The following is a 17,476-nucleotide window of genomic DNA, read 5'->3' as shown; positions in this document are numbered from 1 at the left end:
TGCCTGCCCGATCCATCCGCTGAATGCCGCTCATCACACGAATAAATTTCAAAAATACCCAGGGCCTGATTATGGTGGTTTGCGTCTTCGAGCCACCTACAAGGGAGCCACTATGAGCCAGATCGACATTCAGCGCGCCGCAGTGATCGGTGCCGGGACCATGGGCCGCGGGATAGTGATGTGCCTGGCCAATGCCGGGGTTGCGGTGCAGTGGGTGGACAACAACCCGCAGATGCTCGAACAGGCGCTGACAGCGGTGACCGAGACTTATGCGCACAACGTGCGTCAGGGTCGGATCGATCAGGCAGAGGCCGACGCGCGCCGGGCCCGGGTAAGCGCGGCAGCGGATTATCCGGCGATCCGCGATGTGGACCTGGTGATCGAGGCGGTCTACGAAAACCTCGAGCTGAAGCAGAAAATCTTCCGCGAGCTCGATGACCTGCTCCAGCCGCGGGCGATCCTTGCCAGCAATACTTCGGCGCTGGATATCGACGCCATCGCCGCAGTCACCCGGCGACCGCGGCAGGTGCTGGGCCTGCATTTCTTCAGCCCGGCGCACATCATGAAGCTGCTGGAAATCGTGCGCGGCGCCGCGACCGCACCGCAGGTGCTCGAGGCCGCGCTGGCGCTGGGCGAACGCATGGGCAAGGTCAGTGTGGTGTCTGGCAACTGCCCTGGATTCATCGGCAATCGCATGTTGCGCACCTATGTGCTGGAGGCGCGCAAGATGCTGCTGGAAGGCGCTTTCCCTTATCAGGTGGATGCCGCATTGCAGGGCTTCGGTTTTGCCATGGGCCCGTTCCGCATGTATGACGTGGTTGGCATCGACCTGGAGTGGCGCGCCCGGCAACTGGCCGGCAAGGGCCAGGAGGCGCACGAAGTGCAGGTGGATAATCGCCTGTGCGAAGCGGGCAGGTTCGGCCAGAAGAGTGGCAACGGCTATTACCACTACGAGCCCGGCAGTCGCCAGGCCGAGCACGATGTGCAGGTCGATGCTCTGGTTCAGGAGGTCAGCGAAGGCCTGGGCTACCGTCGTCGCGATGTTGGCCTCGAGGAAATCCTCGAACGCTGCCTGCTGGCGCTGGTCAACGAAGGCGCGAAGATCCTCGAGGAAGGCATCGCCGGCTCGGCACAGGATATCGACCTGGTGTACCTCAACGGTTATGGCTTCCCGGCGGACAAGGGCGGGCCGATGAGTTGGGCGGACCGGCAGGGGTTGGTGGCAATCCAGAAAGACTTGCTGCGGCTGCAAGCCGAGTTGGGCGCGCATTGGAAGCCGGCGCGGTTGATTGACGAGCTGGTGCAGGCTGGCAAAGGGTTTGCCGATCACCGGGCCATCGGTTGAAATAGTCGATCGCCTGACCGACCACAGCAGGGTCGCCTTCCAGACACCTCACCTCCGAGAACCCGCCAATGACCGACCGCATGCCGCAACGCACCGACTACCGCCACTTCCAGCCCATCATCACGCGTTGGCACGACAATGATGTGTACGGTCATGTGAATAACGTCACCTACTACAGCTTCTTCGACACGGCAGTGAACACCTACCTGATCGAAGAGGGCGGCCTGGATATCCATGACGGCGAGGTGGTGGGTTTCGTGGTGAGTTCGGCCTGCGATTACTTTGCCTCGATCGCTTTTCCCGAGCGCATCGAGATCGGCCTGCGCGTCGGCAAGCTGGGTAACAGTTCGGTGCAGTATGAGCTGGCGGTGTTCAAGGCGGGGGAAAGCGATGCCTGCGCGGCGGGGCGCTTCGTGCATGTGTTCGTCGATCGGGCATCGAACCAGCCGGTGGGGATTCCCGCCGGGCTGCGTGCAGCGCTGGAACGCTTGCTGATGTAAGGCACAAAAAAAACCGCAGCCTTCGCAGGTTGTGTGAAAGCTGCTGCGTTCGGCAATCCTGCGTTAAAAACAGGCTCGGAATGCTCATTTAGGCCCCTAAACTCCGCTTCCTCGCCTGTTTTTGCCTTGTCTTGCCTTCACTCGCGACGCTTTCACACAGCCTGCTTCGGCGGCTCCTGGGGGTTCATCCCGGGGGTGATGAACCCTGTCTGGCAGGAGCTGCCGTCAGGCTGCGGTCTTTGTGTCAGCGGGCTGCGACCGTTTCAGGTCTTAGTCGCGCCAGTGACGCTTGTGCTTGCGATGCCCGTAGGCATGGCCACGACCCGGGTGGCCGTCGCGATAGTAGCGACGATCGTCGTAGTCGCGATCACGGTAGCGGCGATCGTCACGATCGCTGGAGTTGCCCAGGTGGTTACCCAGCGCGCCGCCGACGCCACCGCCCGCCGCTGCGCCGATCAGGCTGCCAGTGGTGCCCCCCATGCTGCGACCGACCACGTTACCGCCGGCTGCGCCCAGCGCACCACCGATAGCGGCTTCGCCACGGCTGCGTCTGTCGGCACCCACGGCACTACCGCCCGCGCCGCCCAGGGCCGCACCGATGGTCGAACCGGTGCTACCACCAATCGACTGACCGACGACCGAGCCTAGAACCCCGCCCAATGCGCCGCCCACACCTGCTTCTGTGGTGCCGCCGGCAGAGGCGATGCCGCTGACCAGGCCAAGGGACAACAAGAGAATCGAGGAGAACTTCATAGAGGAGCCTCAAAGGGATGACGGCGCGATCCTGAGGCTGTATTGAGGCGCTTACAATCAAAATCCGACGAATAGCACGAGTTGTACACAATCTCGTAACTTATTGTTTTTAGTAGGGAACTTATCCCGTTTTTGCGAGTCTGTAGCTACTTGGAAAAGGCCGCTTCTGGATGGAAACGGCCTTTTTTGTGCCTGCGATTTGGTTGACGCTAAAACATCTTGCGGAGCGTAGCCGCTGTCGCAGGCTGCGATAAGGCGCGTTAGCGCCTTCCAGCGCCCTCAAGAGCAACGTCTCCTGCGGAGACGATCGCAGCCTGCGGCAGCGGCTACAGGGCCAGCGACTTAGTCGATCAGGCCGACCGGGCCATGATCAAGCCGCTGTCGCTGGCCGCCTCCAGGCGGATCGCGACGAACTTCGAGGTCGGGGTGTAGCTGCCGTCCCCGATGCTTTCCAGCGGCACCAGCGGGTTCACCTCTGGGTAATAGGCCGCGGCCTGTCCCGCCGGAATGTCGAAGGCCAGCAGGGTGAAACCCTTGACCCGACGTTCGCGACCGTCATCCCACAACGAAACGATGTCGGCTTTCTGCCCTGGCTTGAAGCCCAGGCGGATGATGTCGGCTTCGTTGACGAACAGCACGTCGCGCTGGCCCTTCACGCCACGATAGCGGTCGTCCAGGCCGTAGATGGTGGTGTTGTACTGATCGTGGGAACGCATCGACTGCATGATCAGGTCCGGCAACTGCCCGGTGGCGCGGGTGCGCTCATGCACCAGATCCTTGGGCAGCCGGTTCGGGCGGAAATTGGCGCGGCCCGACGGAGTGTTCCAGCGCCGCGCGCCGGCCGAGTTGCCAAGGTAGAAGCCGCCAGGGTTTTTCACCCGCTCGTTGAAGTCCTTGAAGCCGGGAATGGTGTCGGCGATCAGGTCGCGGATGCGGCTGTAATCGGCCACCAGCCAGTTCCAGTCCACCGGGTGGCTGCCCAGGGTAGCGGCGGCGATGCCGGCGAGGATCGACGGCTCTGAACGCATCTGCGGTGACAGTGGCTGCAACTGGCCGTTGGAGGCGTGGACCATGCTGAAGGAGTCTTCCACGGTCACTGCTTGCGCGCCTTCGCTTTGCAGGTCGATGTCGGTGCGGCCCAGGCACGGCAGGATCAGTGCTTCCTTGCCGTGGGCCAGGTGGCTGCGGTTGAGCTTGGTGCTGATCTGCACGGTCAGGTCGCAGTTGCGCAGGGCCTGGAAGGTCCGCGGGCTGTCCGGGGTGGCCTGGGCGAAGTTGCCGCCCAGCCCGATGAAGACTTTCGAACGGCCTTCGAGCATGGCGTGGATCGCCTCGACCACGTTATGGCCGTTCTCGCGCGGCACCTTGAACTGGAAGCGTCGCTCCAGGGCGTCGAGGAAGGCCACCGGCGGCTGTTCGTTGATGCCCATGGTGCGGTCGCCCTGCACATTGCTGTGGCCACGCACCGGGCACAGGCCGGCGCCCGGACGGCCGATGTTGCCGCGCAGCAGCATCAGGTTGGCGATTTCCTGGATGGTCGGCACCGAATGGCGATGCTGGGTGATGCCCATGGCCCAGCACATGATCACGTTCTTGCCCTTGGCGTACATGCGCGCCGCGCGCTCGATCTCCACCAGGGTCAGGCCGGACTGCTCGACGATCTCGTCCCATGGGGTGTCGTCGATGACGCTCAGGTAATCCAGCACGGCGGCGGTGTGTTCATTGAGGAAGTCGTGATCGAACACCGCCGGCGCGCCAGTCTTCTGGGCGTCGCGTTCCCATTGCAGGAGGAACTTGGCCATGCCGCGCACCACCGCCATGTCGCCGCCCAGGGCTGGGCGGAAGTAGGCGGTATTGGTCGGCTTGTTGCCGTTGGTGAGCATTTCGATCGGGTGCTGCGGATGCTGGAAGCGTTCCAGGCCGCGCTCTTTCAGCGGGTTGATGCAGACCACCTGGGCTCCGCGTTTCACTGCTTCGCGCAGCGGCTCGAGCATCCGTGGATGGTTGGTGCCGGGGTTCTGGCCCCAGACGAAAATCGCATCGGCATGCTCGAAGTCGTCGAAGGTCACGGTGCCTTTGCCGACGCCGACGCTCTGCGCCAGGGCCACGCCGCTGGCCTCATGGCACATGTTCGAGCAGTCGGGGAAATTGTTGGTGCCGTAGGCGCGCACGAACAGCTGGTACAGGTACGCTGCTTCGTTGCTGGCGCGGCCCGAGGTGTAGAACTCGGCCATGTCCGGGCTGGGCAGCGCTTGCAGGTGCTTGCCGATCAGGGCGAAGGCCGCTTCCCAGCTGATGGGCTTATAGCGATCGGTCTCGGCGTCGTAGCTCAGGGGCTCGGTCAGGCGGCCCTGGTATTCGAGCCAATAGTCGCTCTGCTCCAGCAGCGAGCTGACGCTGTGCTTGGCGAAGAACTTGCCATCCACGCGGCGTTTGGTGGCTTCCCAGTTCACCGCCTTGGCGCCGTTCTCGCAGAACTTGACCATGCCGCTTTCCGGCGAGTCGCCCCAGGCGCAGCCCGGGCAGTCGAAGCCGCCGTTCTGGTTGGTCTTGAGCATCATGCGGATGTTCTTCAGTGCGTTGTCACTCGTCAGCCAGGCCTGGGCGACGCTGATGAGCGCGCCCCAGCCGCCGGCCGGGCCCTTGTAGGGCTTGTAGCGCGGGGTGGGTGTCTGGTCGGCTTGATGATGAGTGGTCACGCTTGTTTCTCCATCGCAGGGCTATAGACCCGTGGCGCACTTTTTTGTGGCAGGTGAATGAGGTTGAGGTTGTGCCGGCGTGCCCATTGCAGGGCCAGGCCGGTGGGCGCCGACAGGCTGACCAGGGTCTGGATGCCGGCACGCAGGACTTTCTGGATCAGTTCCAGGCTGCAACGGCTGGTGACGATGGCCACGCCGCCGGCAGTAGGTATGTTCTGGCGGATCAACGCACCGATCAGCTTGTCCAGCGCGTTGTGCCGGCCGATATCTTCACGGCCCAGCAGCAGCTCGCCCTGGGCGTTCATGAACACCGCCGCATGCACTGCGCCGGAGTGCTGGCCCAGGGGCTGGAAGGCGCTGATGCGCTGGCGCAGGCCATCGAGCCATTGTGCCGGCGGCAACGGCGCGCCGGGCAGCACCTTGAGGTCCGGCAGGGCCTGCTCCACGGCTTCCACGCCGCACAGGCCGCAACCACTGGTGCCGGCCAGTTGCCGGCGTTGCTGCTTGAGGTTCCAGAAGGCGCGGCTGGAGATCTGGACCTGGGCGTACTGGGCCGAACCGCTGCCGCTCAGTTGCAGGTCATAGATGTCCGACGCGTCGCCGATGATGCCGCTGCCGAGGCTGAAGCCGACGATGAAGTCTTCCAGGTCGCTGGGGGTGACCAGCATCACGGCCTGGCTGATGCCGTTGTAGGCGATCGCCAGCGCGACTTCCTCGGCGAGCGCGGTGCTGGCCGATTCCGTGTGGTCGAGGTTGCTGTAGCGGTAGTTCTGACTGGCGGCGGGCGCGGGCGTTTTCGCAGTGGGCGTCGCGCAAGCCGGGCGCTGGGGTTTCATGGGGCATCACCGGCGGAATATCCAGCCCTAAGACTAAGCGCGTCAAAGTGTCGCGTCTAATTGCTAGTACTGATGTGCCGATAGATGCCGTCGATCAAGACTCGCTGGGTGATTTCTGCTGCAGGGCGAAGCACGCCTCGGCCAGGGCCGAGCGCGGTGCGCTGCGGCGCATGATCAGGCCCAGGTGCGCCAGGGTGTTGGCGTCTGCTATGGGTTGCAGGCGCAGGTGTTCGGTGAGGGCTTCCAGGCCGCCGTCCAACGGCATGATCGCGCAGCACAGGCCGCCATGTACGGCTTGCAGCAGTTGATGCACGGCATCGGTCTGCAGCAGCGGTTGTGGGGTGAGGCCGCGACTGTGGAAGTTATGGTCGATGGACTGGCGAAAATGCATGCCGCTGGTCAGCATGCCCAGCGGCAGTTCGATCACGGCCTCCCAGCTCAGGGGCTGCTCGCCGAAGCTGAAGAAGCGTTGGTCGTAGAGCAGGCCCATGCGGGTTTCGCCGAGGGCCAGGGATTCGAAGCGTTCGCTGTCCAGGCGCTCCAGGTAGGAAACGCCGATATCCAGGCGATTGCTCGCCAGCTGTTCGAGGATCTGCTCGGAACTCAGCGCCGACAACTCGAAGCGCACGTTCGGGTGCGCCTGGTGCAGGCGCTGCATCAGTGGCAGCGGGTCGAAGCTCGACAGCGGCACCACCCCCAGGCGCAGGGTACCGACCAGATTGCCGCGACAGGCGGCCGCCTCGGCCTGCAGCCCGTCATAGGCGGCCAGTACGCTGCGGGCCCAGGCCAGCACCCGTTCCCCGGGGGCGGTGAACCCTTCGAAACGCTGGCCACGGTTGACCAGCGGCAGCTCGAGCTCTTCCTCGAGGTTGCGCAAGCGCATGGACAGGGTCGGCTGGGTGATGTGGCAGCGCGCGGCGGCCTGGCCGAAGTGGCGGGTTTCGTCGAGAGCGATGAGGAATTTCAGCTGTTTGATGTCCATCTTCGCTTCCTGGGCGCGGGGGGAGGCGATTCTAGCGTGCTTGCCGTGCACAGAGTCATTGGTCGATTTTGAACCTCGTCTCTGAAGGCTGGTCTAGTCTTTCGCGTCTGGACCTATTAAACCCAAGGAGTGTGCACCATGAGTATTTTTAGCTTTGTGAAAGAAGCGGGCGAAAAGCTTATCGATTTGTTGACGCCGGGTAACGCCAATGCGAGCGAACAGTTGAAGGAGCACATCGCCAAGGTCGGCCTGGGTAACCCCAACGTCCAGGCTACTGTGGAAGGCGACAAGGTCATCGTGACCGGCGAAGTGGCCAGTCAGGAAGAGAAGGAAAAGATTCTGCTGGCCGTGGGCAACATCGAAGGCGTCGGCAGCGTCGACGACCAGATCACCGTCACCGGTCCTGTGGCGGCTGCCGCGCGTTTTGTCACCGTGAAAAAAGGCGACACCCTCAGCGCCATTTCCAAGGCTGTGTACGGCGACGCCAACAAGTACAACAAAATCTTCGAGGCCAACAAGCCGCTGCTGTCGCACCCGGACAAGATCTATCCGGGCCAGGTACTGCGCATTCCCGAGTAATGCTCGGCCTGTAGCCGCTGCCGCAGGCTGCGATCGACTGTGAAACAGTCGTGGCGATGTCGATCGCTGAAGGTCCTTCGGACCTTATCGCAGCCTGCGGCAGCGGCTACAGGATTGCTCTACAGCCCCTCGATCAATTCTCGATAATCCCCCAGCGCGGCAAACTCCGCCGTGTCTTTCGGCCCCTTGCGGCTGTCCGGTTCACTCACCGCCAACAGATGGGCCACACCGAAATCCCGCGCGCTGCGCAGGATCGGCAGGGTGTCGTCGATAAACAGGCTGCGTGCCGGATCGAAGTCGATATCCGCTTGCAGCGCGTCCCAGAACTGCGGGTTCTCCTTGGCGAAACCGTAATCGTGGGAACTGATCAAACGTTCGAAGTAGGGCGCCAGCTCGACTTTTTCCAACTTCAATGACAACGAGTCGCGGTGCGCATTGGTGATCAGTACCACGCGTTTGCCGGCCTGCTTGATCGCCGCGAGAAAGGTGTCGGCGTCCGGGCGCAGGGAGATCAGGTGGGCGGTCTCCAGCTTCAGTTCGCGCACCGGCAACTTCAGTTCGGCACTCCAGAAGTCCAGGCAATACCACTGCAATTGTCCGGCGTTACGCTCGAACAGCGGCTGCAGTTCCATTTCCGCCATGGCGCGGCTGACGCCATGCAGCTCGGCATAGCGCTGGGGCAGGTGCTCCATCCAGAAGTGGTTGTCGTAGTGCAGGTCCAGCAGGGTACCGTCCATATCCAGCAGAACGGTATCGATGTCGCGCCAGGGCAGTGAAGGCATGGAGAACGTCTCGAACGGTAGAAAGATATCCGACACAAACAATCGGGAAAGCCGCGTTATAGTAGCGCGTTCACGCCAAGGAGCCTTTGTATGCGCCAGAAACCCACCGTACTCGCCCGCGAGATCGTCGCCACCAGCCGTCTGTTTTGCGTCGAAGCGGTGCAGTTGCGCTTTTCCAACGGTGTGGAGCGCACCTACGAGCGTCTGGTGGGCAAGGGCGCGGGCTACGGCGCGGTGATGATCGTGGCGATGCTCGATGCCGATCATGCGGTGCTGGTCGAGGAATATTGCGGCGGCACCGACGCCTACGAGCTGTCGCTGCCCAAGGGCCTGATCGAGCCCGGCGAGGATGTGCTGGCGGCCGCCGAGCGTGAGCTCAAGGAGGAGGCCGGTTTTGGCGCGCGGCAGCTGGAGCATCTGACCGAGCTGTCGTTGTCCCCCGGCTACATGAGCCAGAAGATCCAGGTGGTGCTGGCCACCGACCTCTACGAAGAACGGCTGGAGGGCGATGAGCCCGAGCCGATGCGCGTGGACAAGATCAACCTGCGCGAGCTGTCGAGCCTGGCGCAGAACCCGCAATTCACCGAGGGCCGCGCCCTGGCCGCGCTGTACCTGGCCCGCGACCTGCTGACCCAGCGCGGCGCCTTTCAAGCATGAGCGAACAACCGATGAATTTTCCCCACCCATTGCTGGCGCCGGTGATCGACCTGGCCTTGAAGGCCGGCGAGGCGATCCTGCCGTTCTGGCGCGCCAACGTCGCCGTCACCAGCAAGGCCGACGAATCGCCGGTGACCGCGGCCGACCTGGCGGCGCACCACCTGATCGTGCAAGGCCTGACCGCGCTGGATCCGAGCATCCCGGTGCTTTCCGAAGAAGACGCCGATATCCCTCGGGACGTGCGTGCCGGCTGGCAGCGCTGGTGGCTGGTGGACCCGCTGGACGGCACCAAGGAATTCATCTCCGGCAGTGAAGAGTTCACCGTCAATATCGCCCTGATCGAACAGGGGCGGGTGGTGTTCGGCGTGGTGTCGATGCCGACCAGCGGTCGCTGCTATTTCGGCGGCGCCGGCCTCGGGTCCTGGCGCGCGGACAAGGGCGAGGCGCCGGTGGCGATCCACGTGCGTGACAGCCTGACGGCGGGCGAAGCCTTCACCGTGGTCGCCAGCCGTCGGCATACCAGCCCCGAGCAGGAACGTCTGCTGGCCGGCCTGAGCGCGACCCTGGGCGAGTTGCAGCTGGCGAACATCGGCAGCTCGTTGAAGTTCTGCCTGTTGGCCGAAGGCGCGGCGGATTGTTATCCGCGACTGGCACCGACTTCGCAGTGGGACACCGCGGCGGCCCAAGGCGTGCTGGAAGGCGCTGGAGGCGAGGTGCTGGATCTGAGTGGCGAGCCGTTTTGCTACCCGGCGCGGGAGTCGCTGCTCAATGATTTCTTCCTGGCGCTGCCGGCCAAGGCCGCATGGCGTGGGCGCTTGCTGGAGCTGGCGCGGGGCTGATCTTTGTAGCCGTTGGCGCAGCCTGCGATCGGCTGCGCAGCAGTCGTAAACCGGTCCGCGCGGTGTGTCAGACAGAATATCGTCAGTCGATCCACGGCCGCTTCGTCGGAGTGCCGCCTAGCCCAATCGCAGGCCGCGCCAGCGGCTACAGGGTTACCGGTGCAACACGTATTGCCCGGTAAAGCGCACCGCATCCTCATCGCTGCCGGCATTCACCACCCGGGTGTGCAGGATCAGCCGCGCGCGACCGTAGCGCTCATACATAGTCACGAACCGGTGCCACACCTCTTCGCTCGGCGCGGCGCAGATGGCCGTGGCGTCGCTGGTCACCGGCAGCGGGTAGTTGATCTGCCCTTCCTGAATCACGATGTGCCCGTCGTCGATCCCCGCTTCTTTCAACCGCAGGTGCAGCCAGCCCCAGCCGGCCAGCACCGCGCCGCAATACAGGCTGCCGCCGAACATGGTGCTTTTGTGGTTGACGTTGGCTTCCAGCGGCAGCTGCAGGCGCAGCTCGTGTGCGTGCCAGTCGAGCACTTTCAGGCCCATGTCCCGCGTCAGGGGAATGTCGTGATGGAGGATGGATTCCAGGTGACGACTGTCGCGGTTCATGCAAGGCCTCGATGGTGAAAGGGGTGCTTTAACAAGGTTAGTCGGCATCGTTCAATCGATGTCGTCGCTACTAGAACTGGCGCTGCTGTCGCCGAAGCTCAGGCCGTGTTTGCGCAGTTTGTCATGCAGGGTCTTGCGTGGAATACCCAGGGCTTCGGCGAGGCTGCGCAGCGAGTTGTGGGAGCGGGCCAGCTCGGCGGCGATCAGGCTCTTTTCGAAGTTTTCCACCTGTTCGCTCAGGCCGCCCTCGACCAGCGTCGGCGCCGGCTGCGAGGCGCCGCCCTCCGCCGCGCTGTTGTCCAGGGCCAGCTCCAGGCCGAGGGCGAAGCGTTCGGCGGCGTTCTGCAGTTCGCGCACATTGCCCGGCCAGCTGTGGCGCAGCAGCAGGGCGCGCTGCCCCGGTTGCAGTTCGTGGGGCGGCAGGCCGTGGCGGGCGCTGGCCTCGTCGGCGAAATGCTGGAACAGCAGCAGGGCGTCTTCGCCGCGCTCGCGCAACGGTGGAATACGCAGCGGCGCGACATTCAGGCGGTAGTAGAGGTCGGCGCGGAAGCGCCCCTGGTCGGCCGCCTGGCGCAGGTCTTCCTTGGTCGCGGCGATGATGCGGATATCCAGCGGGATCAGTTGATTGCCGCCCAGGCGCTCCACCACCCGCTCCTGCAGCATGCGCAGCAGCTTGACCTGTACGTCCAGGCTCATGCTTTCGATTTCATCGAGGAACAGCGTGCCGCCGTTGGCGAATTCGAACTTGCCGATGCGGCGTTTCTGCGCGCCGGTAAAGGCCCCCGGCTCGTGGCCGAACAGTTCGCTTTCGACCACCGATTCGGCCAGGGCGCCGGCGTTGATCGCCACGAACGGACCGTTGCGCCGGCTCGACAGGTCGTGCAGCGCCCGCGCCACCACTTCCTTGCCGGCGCCGGTCTCGCCGAGGATCAGTACGTCGGCCTTGGTCGCCGCCAGGGCGCCGATCTGCTCGCGCAGACGCAGCATCGGCGCGGACAGCCCGACCAGCCGCGCGCTGAGTTCCTGGCGATCGCTCAGGGCCAGGCGCAGGCTGCGGTTGTCCAGGACCAGGCGGCGCAGGGCCAGGGCCCGGCGCACGCTGTCGAGCAGGGCATCGCTGGCGAAAGGTTTCTCCAGGAAGTCATAAGCCCCGGCGCGCATCGCCTGCACCGCCAGCGGCACGTCGCCGTGGCCGGTGATCAGCAGCACTGGCAGTTCAGGATCCTGGCCGTGCAGTTCGCTGAGCAGTTCGAGGCCGTCCATGCCGGGCATGCGGATGTCGCTGACCACTACGCCCGGCCAGTCGCGCTCCAGCCGTGCGGCCAGGCCCTGGGCTTCGCCCAGCGGCAGGATCTTCAGCCCCGCCAGGTCCAGGGTCTGGCTCAGGGCCTGGCGCAGGTGCGGATCGTCGTCGATCAACACCACCTGCACGTCACTGGTGATCGGTGTACTCATACGCTGCGGTCCTCGGACGGTTGCAGGCTCACTCCCGGCGCGCCGGCGCGCAGCCGCAGGGTAATCAGGGCGCCGCCTTCGCGGTGGTTGGAGAACGACAGTTCACCGCCAAAGGCGCGCATCAGGGTGTCGCAGATCGCCAGGCCCAGGCCAAGGCCCTGGGTACGGGTCTTGGTGGTGTAGAAAGGCTCGCCGGCGCGGCCCAGGGCTTCCATGCAGAAGCCCGGACCGTTGTCGCGAATGTACAGATTGACGCCCGTGGCGGTGGATTCGGCACTCAGCCAGAGTTTGCGCGGCGGGCCTTTTTCGGTCAGCGCATCCAGGGCGTTGGCCAGCAGGTTGCCGAGCACCTGGCGCAGGCGCGTCTCCCCAGCCTCGACCCACAGGGTGGCCGCCGGCAGGTCGCGGATCAGCTCCACTTCCATCGCCCGTCGACGCTTGGCCAGCAGCGCCAGGGCATCGTCCAGCGCCGGTTGCAGGGCAACGCTTTCCGGCGCGTGGCGGTCGCGGCGGGCAAAGGCGCGCAGGTGGGCGATGATCGAGGCCATGCGCCCGGTCAATTCGCTGATCAGCTTGAGGTTGCCGCGGGCGTCCTCGGTGCGCTGGTGGTCCAGCAGCACCTCGGCGTTTTCCGCGTAGCTGCGGATCGCCGCCAGCGGCTGGTTGAGTTCATGGCTGATGCTCGCCGACATGGTGCCCAGGGCCGAGAGCTTGCCGGCCTGCACCAGGTCGTCCTGGGCGCGCACCAGTTCCTGCTGGGCGTGCTCGCGCTCCAGCACTTCCTGCCTGAGGCGGCGGTTGAGGCCTTCCAGGTCGCTGGTACGTTCGGCCACGCGCATTTCCAGCTCGCGCCGGGCCTTGGCTTCGAAGGCGATGCGCTCCAGGTAGTGGCGACGGCGCTGCATCATCAGCCCGAGCAACAGCATCAGCACCAGCAGCGTGGCGCCGCCCACCGCCACCACCGTGCGCACCGGGCGGTCGATCAGGGTGCGTGGGGCGAGGATGCTCACGCTCCAGCCGGTTTCGTCGATCTCTCGGGTCTGGGTCAGCCAGGCGCTGGAGTCGAGGTTCAGCGGCCGTGGATCGCGGGTCGGGTAGGGCTGGATGGCGACTATGGCCTTGCTTTCGTCTTCGCTCAGCGGGCGGGTCGAGCGGAAACGCCATTCCGCCCGCGAGGTGAGAATCACCACGCCATTGTGGTCGGTGACCACCAGTTGCTCGGGGGTCTTGCCCCAGAGGCTTTCGGTGTGGTCCAGGTCGACCTTGACCACCAGCACACCGATGATTTTCTCGCCGTTGCGCACGGCGGCGGCGAAGAAATAACCACGCTTGGCCGAGGTGGTGCCCAGGCCGAAGAAACGCCCCAGGCGCCCGGCCATGGCCTCGCTGAAATACGGGCGGAAGGAAAAGTTACGGCCGACAAAACTGTCGTGTTTGTCCCAGTTGGACGCCGCCAGGGTATTGCCGGAGGTGTCCATCAGGTACATCACTTCGGCCCCGGTCTGGGCGCTGATGTTTTTCAGCAGGCGGTTGGCGTTGCCCTGGGTCACGCCGTCGTCCGGCGCCCCGAGGACCGCGCGCAGCGCCGGCAGCTCGCCGAGAATCTGCGGCAGCACTTCATAGCGGTGCAGGGTGCCCAGCAGGTTGGCGACGTAGAGGTCGAGGGTCTGGCGGTTCTGGCCCGCCAGTTCGCTGCGGTAATAACGCTCGGCCAGATGCTCCAGCGGCCACAGCAGCGGCGCCAGGCACAGGGCCAGCAAAGCCAGGCTACGCCAGCGGGGGCGTTGGGGAAGGGGTGGAGTCATGGGAGCGATGCGCCTGTGGGTACAAGCGCATTATGCCTAGGTTCTATACGTAAACTTCCTGCGCGACGATCATGCCGCGTTAAAAACAGGCTCGGAATGCTCATGTAGGCCCCTACAGTCGAGCGCGACCCCGGCCGTTCCTCGCCTGTTTTTGCCTTGCCTGATCGCCGCTCGGCGACTTTCCGTACAGAACCTACCCCTGCCCGGCAAGACACTCGTGCAATGCGCTGCGCCATTCCGGCTGGGTCACGCCCCACTCGCGCGCCAGGCGGCCGCAGTCGAGGCGGGAGTTCAGGGGGCGCGGCGCGGGTGTCGGATAGGCGCTGGAGGGGATCGCCTCCAGAGTCGCGCAGGCCTTGCCCTGGGCCAGCAGGTGTTCGCCGATGGCCTGGGCGAAGCCGAACCAGGAGGTCTTGCCAGCAGCGGTCAGATGGTAGGTCCCCCATGCTCCTGGCTTGCCGGCCTGCCAGCGCTCGATCAGCGCGGCGGTGCTGGCGGCGATGGTGCTGGCCCAGGTCGGCGCGCCGATCTGGTCGGCCACCACGCGCAAGTGCGGTTTTTCCTGCAACAGGCGTTGCATGGTCAGCAGGAAGTTCTTGCCGGTGTTCGAGTACACCCAGCTGGTGCGCAGGATCAGGTGTTCGCTACCGGCCGCGTCGATGGCCCGTTCGCCGGCCAGTTTGCTCTGGCCGTAGACACTCAGTGGGTTGGGTTCATCGTCTTCGGTGTAGGGGGCCTGTTTGCTGCCGTCGAAGACGTAATCGGTGGAGTAGTGAATCAGCGGGATCCCCAGTTTCCGCGCTTCCTCGGCAAACACCCCGGGGGCGCTGGCATTGATCGCAAAGGCCAGCTCCGGCTCGCTCTCGGCCTGATCGACGGCAGTATGGGCGGCCGCGTTGATGATCAGTTGCGGGCGCAGGCTGCGTACCTGTTGGCGAATGGCGTCCGGGTTTGTCAGGTCGAGCAGGCCGCGCCCGGGCACGATCAATTCGTGCTGGTTGCCCAGGCGCTGTTGCAGGGCCTGGGAGACCTGGCCGTGCTGGCCGCTGATCAGGATCTTCAACCGGCTGCTCATGGGAACAGCTCGGCTTCGCTGAGCAATTTGCCGGCCTGATCCTTGGCCGAGAGCTGCGCCGGGCCCGTGAGTTGCCAATCGATGGCCAGGGTCGGATCGTCCCAGCGAATGCAGCGTTCGGACGCCGGCGTGTAGTAGTCGGTGGTCTTGTAGAGGAATTCGGCGTACTCGCTCAGCACCACGAAACCGTGGGCGAAGCCTTCCGGTACCCACAGCTGGCGATGGTTATCCGCGGACAGCCGCACCCCGACCCACTTGCCGAAGTGTGGCGAACTGCGGCGGATGTCCACCGAGACGTCGAGCACTTCGCCGGCGACGACCCGCACCAGCTTTCCCTGGGTGTTTTCGATCTGGTAGTGCAGGCCGCGCAGCACGCCCTTTTGCGAGCGCGAATGGTTGTCCTGGACGAACTGGGTGTGCACGCCGGTCGCGGCTTCGAACGCCTTGGCATTGAAGCTCTCGTAGAAAAAACCGCGCTCGTCGCCAAAGACCTTGGGCTCGATGATCAGCACGCCGGGCAGTTCGGTGGCCAGGACCTTCATTGGGTTTCTCCCGCCAGGCTGTAGAGGTATTGGCCGTAGCCGGTCTTGCCGAAGTACTTGGCGTGCTCGAGCAAGTGCTCGCGGTCGATCCAGCCCTGGTTGTAGGCGATTTCCTCGAGGCAGGCGACTTTCAGGCCCTGGCGGTGCTCGATGGTCTGCACATACTGCGAGGCTTCCAGCAGGCTGTCGTGGGTGCCGGTATCGAGCCAGGCGAAGCCACGGCCGAAACGTTCGACGCTGAGGTCGCCGCGTTGCAGGTAGGCGTTGTTGACGTCGGTGATTTCCAGTTCGCCGCGTGCCGAAGGCTTGACCGCCTTGGCGATGCTGACCACCGAGTTGTCGTAGAAATACAGCCCGGTCACGGCATAGCTGGACTTGGGTTGTGCAGGCTTTTCTTCGATCGAAAGGGCATTGCCCTGTTCGTCGAAATCGATCACGCCAAAGCGCTGTGGATCCTTGACCCAGTAGCCGAAGACTGTCGCCCCGGAAGGTTTCGACGCAGCGTTCTGCAGCTTCTCGGTGAAATGCTGGCCGTGGAAGATGTTGTCGCCGAGGATCAGGCACACGGGGTCGTCGCCAATGAATTCCTCGCCGATCAGGAACGCCTGCGCCAGGCCGTCCGGCGACGGTTGCTCGGCGTAGCTGAAGCGCACCCCGAACTGGCTGCCGTCGCCCAGCAGGTTGCGGTACTGCGGCAGGTCCTGGGGGGTGGAAATCAGCAGGATGTCCTTGATGCCGGCCAGCATCAGTACCGAGATCGGGTAATAGATCATCGGCTTGTCGTAGACCGGCAGCAGTTGCTTGGACACACCCAGGGTGATCGGGTGCAGGCGGGTGCCCGAGCCACCCGCCAGAACGATACCTTTCATCATGCGATCAGATCCTTGAAGTCAGTGAAGCCCAGGCGTTGCCCTTGATAGCTGCCGTCCTGCACGTGCTGGCACCATTCCTGGTTGTCCAGGTACCACTGCACGGTCTTGCGCAGGCCGCTGGCGAAGGTTTCTTGCGGCACCCAGCCCAGTTCGCGCTCGATCTTGCCGGCGTCGATGGCGTAGCGCAGGTCGTGGCCGGGGCGGTCCTGGACGAAGGTGATCAGGTCGGCATAGTGCTGCACGCCTTCGGGCTTGCGTGGCGCCAGTTCTTCCAGCAGTTGGCAGATGCCGCGCACCACGTCGATGTTTGTCTGTTCGTTGTGGCCGCCGATGTTGTAGGTCTCGCCGACCACGCCTTCGGTCACCACCTTGAGCAGGGCGCGGGCGTGGTCTTCGACGAACAGCCAGTCGCGCACTTGCAGGCCGTTGCCATACACCGGCAGCGGTTTTCCGGCCAGGGCGTTGAGGATCACCAGCGGGATGAGTTTTTCCGGGAAGTGGAACGGCCCGTAGTTGTTCGAGCAGTTGGTCACCAGTACCGGCAGGCCGTAGGTGCGCTGCCAGGCGCGGACCAGATGGTCGGACGCAGCCTTGCTGGCGGAGTAGGGCGAGCTGGGGGCGTAGGGCGTGGTTTCGGTGAACAGGTCGTCGACGCCGTGCAGGTCGCCGTACACCTCGTCGGTGGAAATATGGTGGAAGCGGAAGGCGCTTTTCTCCGCCGCCGGCAGGGCCTGCCAATAGGCGCGGGTGGCTTCCAGCAGGCTGTAGGTGCCGACGATGTTGGTCTGGATGAAGTCCGACGGGCCGTCGATGGAGCGGTCGACATGGGACTCGGCGGCCAGGTGCATGATCGCCTGGGGCTGGAAGCGCTCGAGCAGGGCGCTGACGGTGGCCTGGTCGACGATATCGGCCTGGACGAACTCGTAGCGGGTGTCGCTGGCGATACTCGACAGCGACTCCAGGTTGCCGGCGTAGGTCAGCTTGTCGAGGTTGAGCACCTCGTGTTCGGTGTTGCGGATCAGGTGGCGAACCAGCGCCGATCCAATAAAACCGGCACCGCCGGTAACGAGAATGCGCATATGGGTAGGCCTTCTTCCCTAAGACATGAAGTCGCGAATGGAGCATAGCTTGTCGGCAGCCAGCGGC

General features: G+C 64.4%; 17 protein-coding genes. 5 read left to right on the top strand and 12 right to left on the bottom strand.

The annotated features are described in order from the left end of the window. Positions 1-112 precede the first annotated feature (112 nt). Positions 113-1,345, top strand: a complete 1,233-nt coding sequence (locus J4D28_RS25815) for a 3-hydroxyacyl-CoA dehydrogenase (RefSeq protein ID WP_009046471.1) — start codon at positions 113-115, stop codon at positions 1,343-1,345. Between the two features lie 68 nt (positions 1,346-1,413). After that, positions 1,414-1,845: a thioesterase family protein gene (locus J4D28_RS25810; RefSeq protein WP_009046472.1), complete on the top strand. Its 432-nt coding sequence runs from the start codon at positions 1,414-1,416 to the stop codon at positions 1,843-1,845. 270 nt (positions 1,846-2,115) lie between these two features. Here the strand turns inward: J4D28_RS25810 and J4D28_RS25805 are convergent, their stop codons facing one another. The 4 genes from J4D28_RS25805 to J4D28_RS25790 all read right to left on the bottom strand — a co-directional run bounded on the left by J4D28_RS25805 (position 2,116) and on the right by J4D28_RS25790 (position 7,115). Then, positions 2,116-2,598 (bottom strand): glycine zipper domain-containing protein, encoded by a 483-nt coding sequence (locus J4D28_RS25805; RefSeq protein WP_009046473.1) that lies wholly within the window; start codon positions 2,596-2,598, stop codon positions 2,116-2,118. Positions 2,599-2,948: 350 nt separating this feature from the next. After that, complete coding sequence (locus tag J4D28_RS25800) at positions 2,949-5,297, bottom strand: FdhF/YdeP family oxidoreductase (protein WP_103331252.1); 2,349 nt, start codon at positions 5,295-5,297, stop codon at positions 2,949-2,951. Beyond that, positions 5,294-6,133 carry a formate dehydrogenase accessory sulfurtransferase FdhD gene (fdhD, locus tag J4D28_RS25795; protein ID WP_009046475.1) on the bottom strand — a complete coding sequence of 280 codons (840 nt, stop codon included), beginning with the start codon at positions 6,131-6,133 and terminating at the stop codon, positions 5,294-5,296. Before fdhD ends, J4D28_RS25800 begins: the two co-directional genes overlap by 4 nt. Before the next feature lie 94 nt (positions 6,134-6,227). Then, on the bottom strand, positions 6,228-7,115 hold the full coding sequence (locus tag J4D28_RS25790) for a LysR family transcriptional regulator (protein ID WP_007931721.1): 888 nt from the start codon (positions 7,113-7,115) through the stop codon (positions 6,228-6,230). Positions 7,116-7,253: 138 nt separating this feature from the next. Here J4D28_RS25790 and lysM point away from each other — a divergent pair, with 138 nt between their 5' ends. After that, the gene (lysM, locus tag J4D28_RS25785; protein ID WP_009046477.1) at positions 7,254-7,694 is read left to right on the top strand and encodes a peptidoglycan-binding protein LysM; all 441 of its coding nucleotides are present in this window, start codon (positions 7,254-7,256) and stop codon (positions 7,692-7,694) included. Positions 7,695-7,813: 119 nt separating this feature from the next. Here lysM and yrfG read toward each other — a convergent pair whose 3' ends face one another. After that, the gene (gene yrfG / locus J4D28_RS25780) at positions 7,814-8,476 is read right to left on the bottom strand and encodes a GMP/IMP nucleotidase (protein WP_009046478.1); all 663 of its coding nucleotides are present in this window, start codon (positions 8,474-8,476) and stop codon (positions 7,814-7,816) included. A gap of 90 nt (positions 8,477-8,566) precedes the next feature. On the opposite strand from yrfG, the gene nudE reads away from it, so the two are divergent. Beyond that, entirely contained in the window at positions 8,567-9,133 is a 567-nt protein-coding gene (nudE, locus tag J4D28_RS25775) for an ADP compounds hydrolase NudE (RefSeq protein ID WP_007931715.1), read from the top strand. A gap of 11 nt (positions 9,134-9,144) precedes the next feature. Continuing rightward, on the top strand, positions 9,145-9,972 hold the full coding sequence (gene cysQ / locus J4D28_RS25770; protein ID WP_103331251.1) for a 3'(2'),5'-bisphosphate nucleotidase CysQ: 828 nt from the start codon (positions 9,145-9,147) through the stop codon (positions 9,970-9,972). Positions 9,973-10,125: 153 nt separating this feature from the next. Here cysQ and J4D28_RS25765 read toward each other — a convergent pair whose 3' ends face one another. The 7 genes from J4D28_RS25765 to rfbB all read right to left on the bottom strand — a co-directional run bounded on the left by J4D28_RS25765 (position 10,126) and on the right by rfbB (position 17,409). Beyond that, positions 10,126-10,581 (bottom strand): YiiD C-terminal domain-containing protein, encoded by a 456-nt coding sequence (locus tag J4D28_RS25765; protein WP_007931705.1) that lies wholly within the window; start codon positions 10,579-10,581, stop codon positions 10,126-10,128. Positions 10,582-10,632: 51 nt separating this feature from the next. Next, positions 10,633-12,036 carry a sigma-54 dependent transcriptional regulator gene (locus J4D28_RS25760; protein WP_103331250.1) on the bottom strand — a complete coding sequence of 468 codons (1,404 nt, stop codon included), beginning with the start codon at positions 12,034-12,036 and terminating at the stop codon, positions 10,633-10,635. Continuing rightward, positions 12,033-13,841, bottom strand: a complete 1,809-nt coding sequence (locus tag J4D28_RS25755; RefSeq protein ID WP_041985399.1) for an ATP-binding protein — start codon at positions 13,839-13,841, stop codon at positions 12,033-12,035. The genes J4D28_RS25760 and J4D28_RS25755 overlap by 4 nt, the downstream gene beginning before the upstream one ends. Positions 13,842-14,034: 193 nt before the next feature. After that, positions 14,035-14,916: a dTDP-4-dehydrorhamnose reductase gene (gene rfbD / locus J4D28_RS25750; RefSeq protein WP_039967600.1), complete on the bottom strand. Its 882-nt coding sequence runs from the start codon at positions 14,914-14,916 to the stop codon at positions 14,035-14,037. Beyond that, positions 14,913-15,458: a dTDP-4-dehydrorhamnose 3,5-epimerase gene (rfbC, locus tag J4D28_RS25745; RefSeq protein WP_028683832.1), complete on the bottom strand. Its 546-nt coding sequence runs from the start codon at positions 15,456-15,458 to the stop codon at positions 14,913-14,915. Before rfbC ends, rfbD begins: the two co-directional genes overlap by 4 nt. Then, positions 15,455-16,330 carry a glucose-1-phosphate thymidylyltransferase RfbA gene (gene rfbA / locus J4D28_RS25740; protein ID WP_009046484.1) on the bottom strand — a complete coding sequence of 292 codons (876 nt, stop codon included), beginning with the start codon at positions 16,328-16,330 and terminating at the stop codon, positions 15,455-15,457. Before rfbA ends, rfbC begins: the two co-directional genes overlap by 4 nt. Next, entirely contained in the window at positions 16,327-17,409 is a 1,083-nt protein-coding gene (rfbB, locus tag J4D28_RS25735) for a dTDP-glucose 4,6-dehydratase (protein WP_009046485.1), read from the bottom strand. Before rfbB ends, rfbA begins: the two co-directional genes overlap by 4 nt. Positions 17,410-17,476 lie beyond the last annotated feature (67 nt).

This window comes from Pseudomonas sp. GW531-T4 (genome assembly GCF_017349615.1).
GTDB lineage: Bacteria > Pseudomonadota > Gammaproteobacteria > Pseudomonadales > Pseudomonadaceae > Aquipseudomonas > Aquipseudomonas chlororaphis_I.
This window is presented reverse-complemented; position numbering and strand designations above follow the sequence as displayed.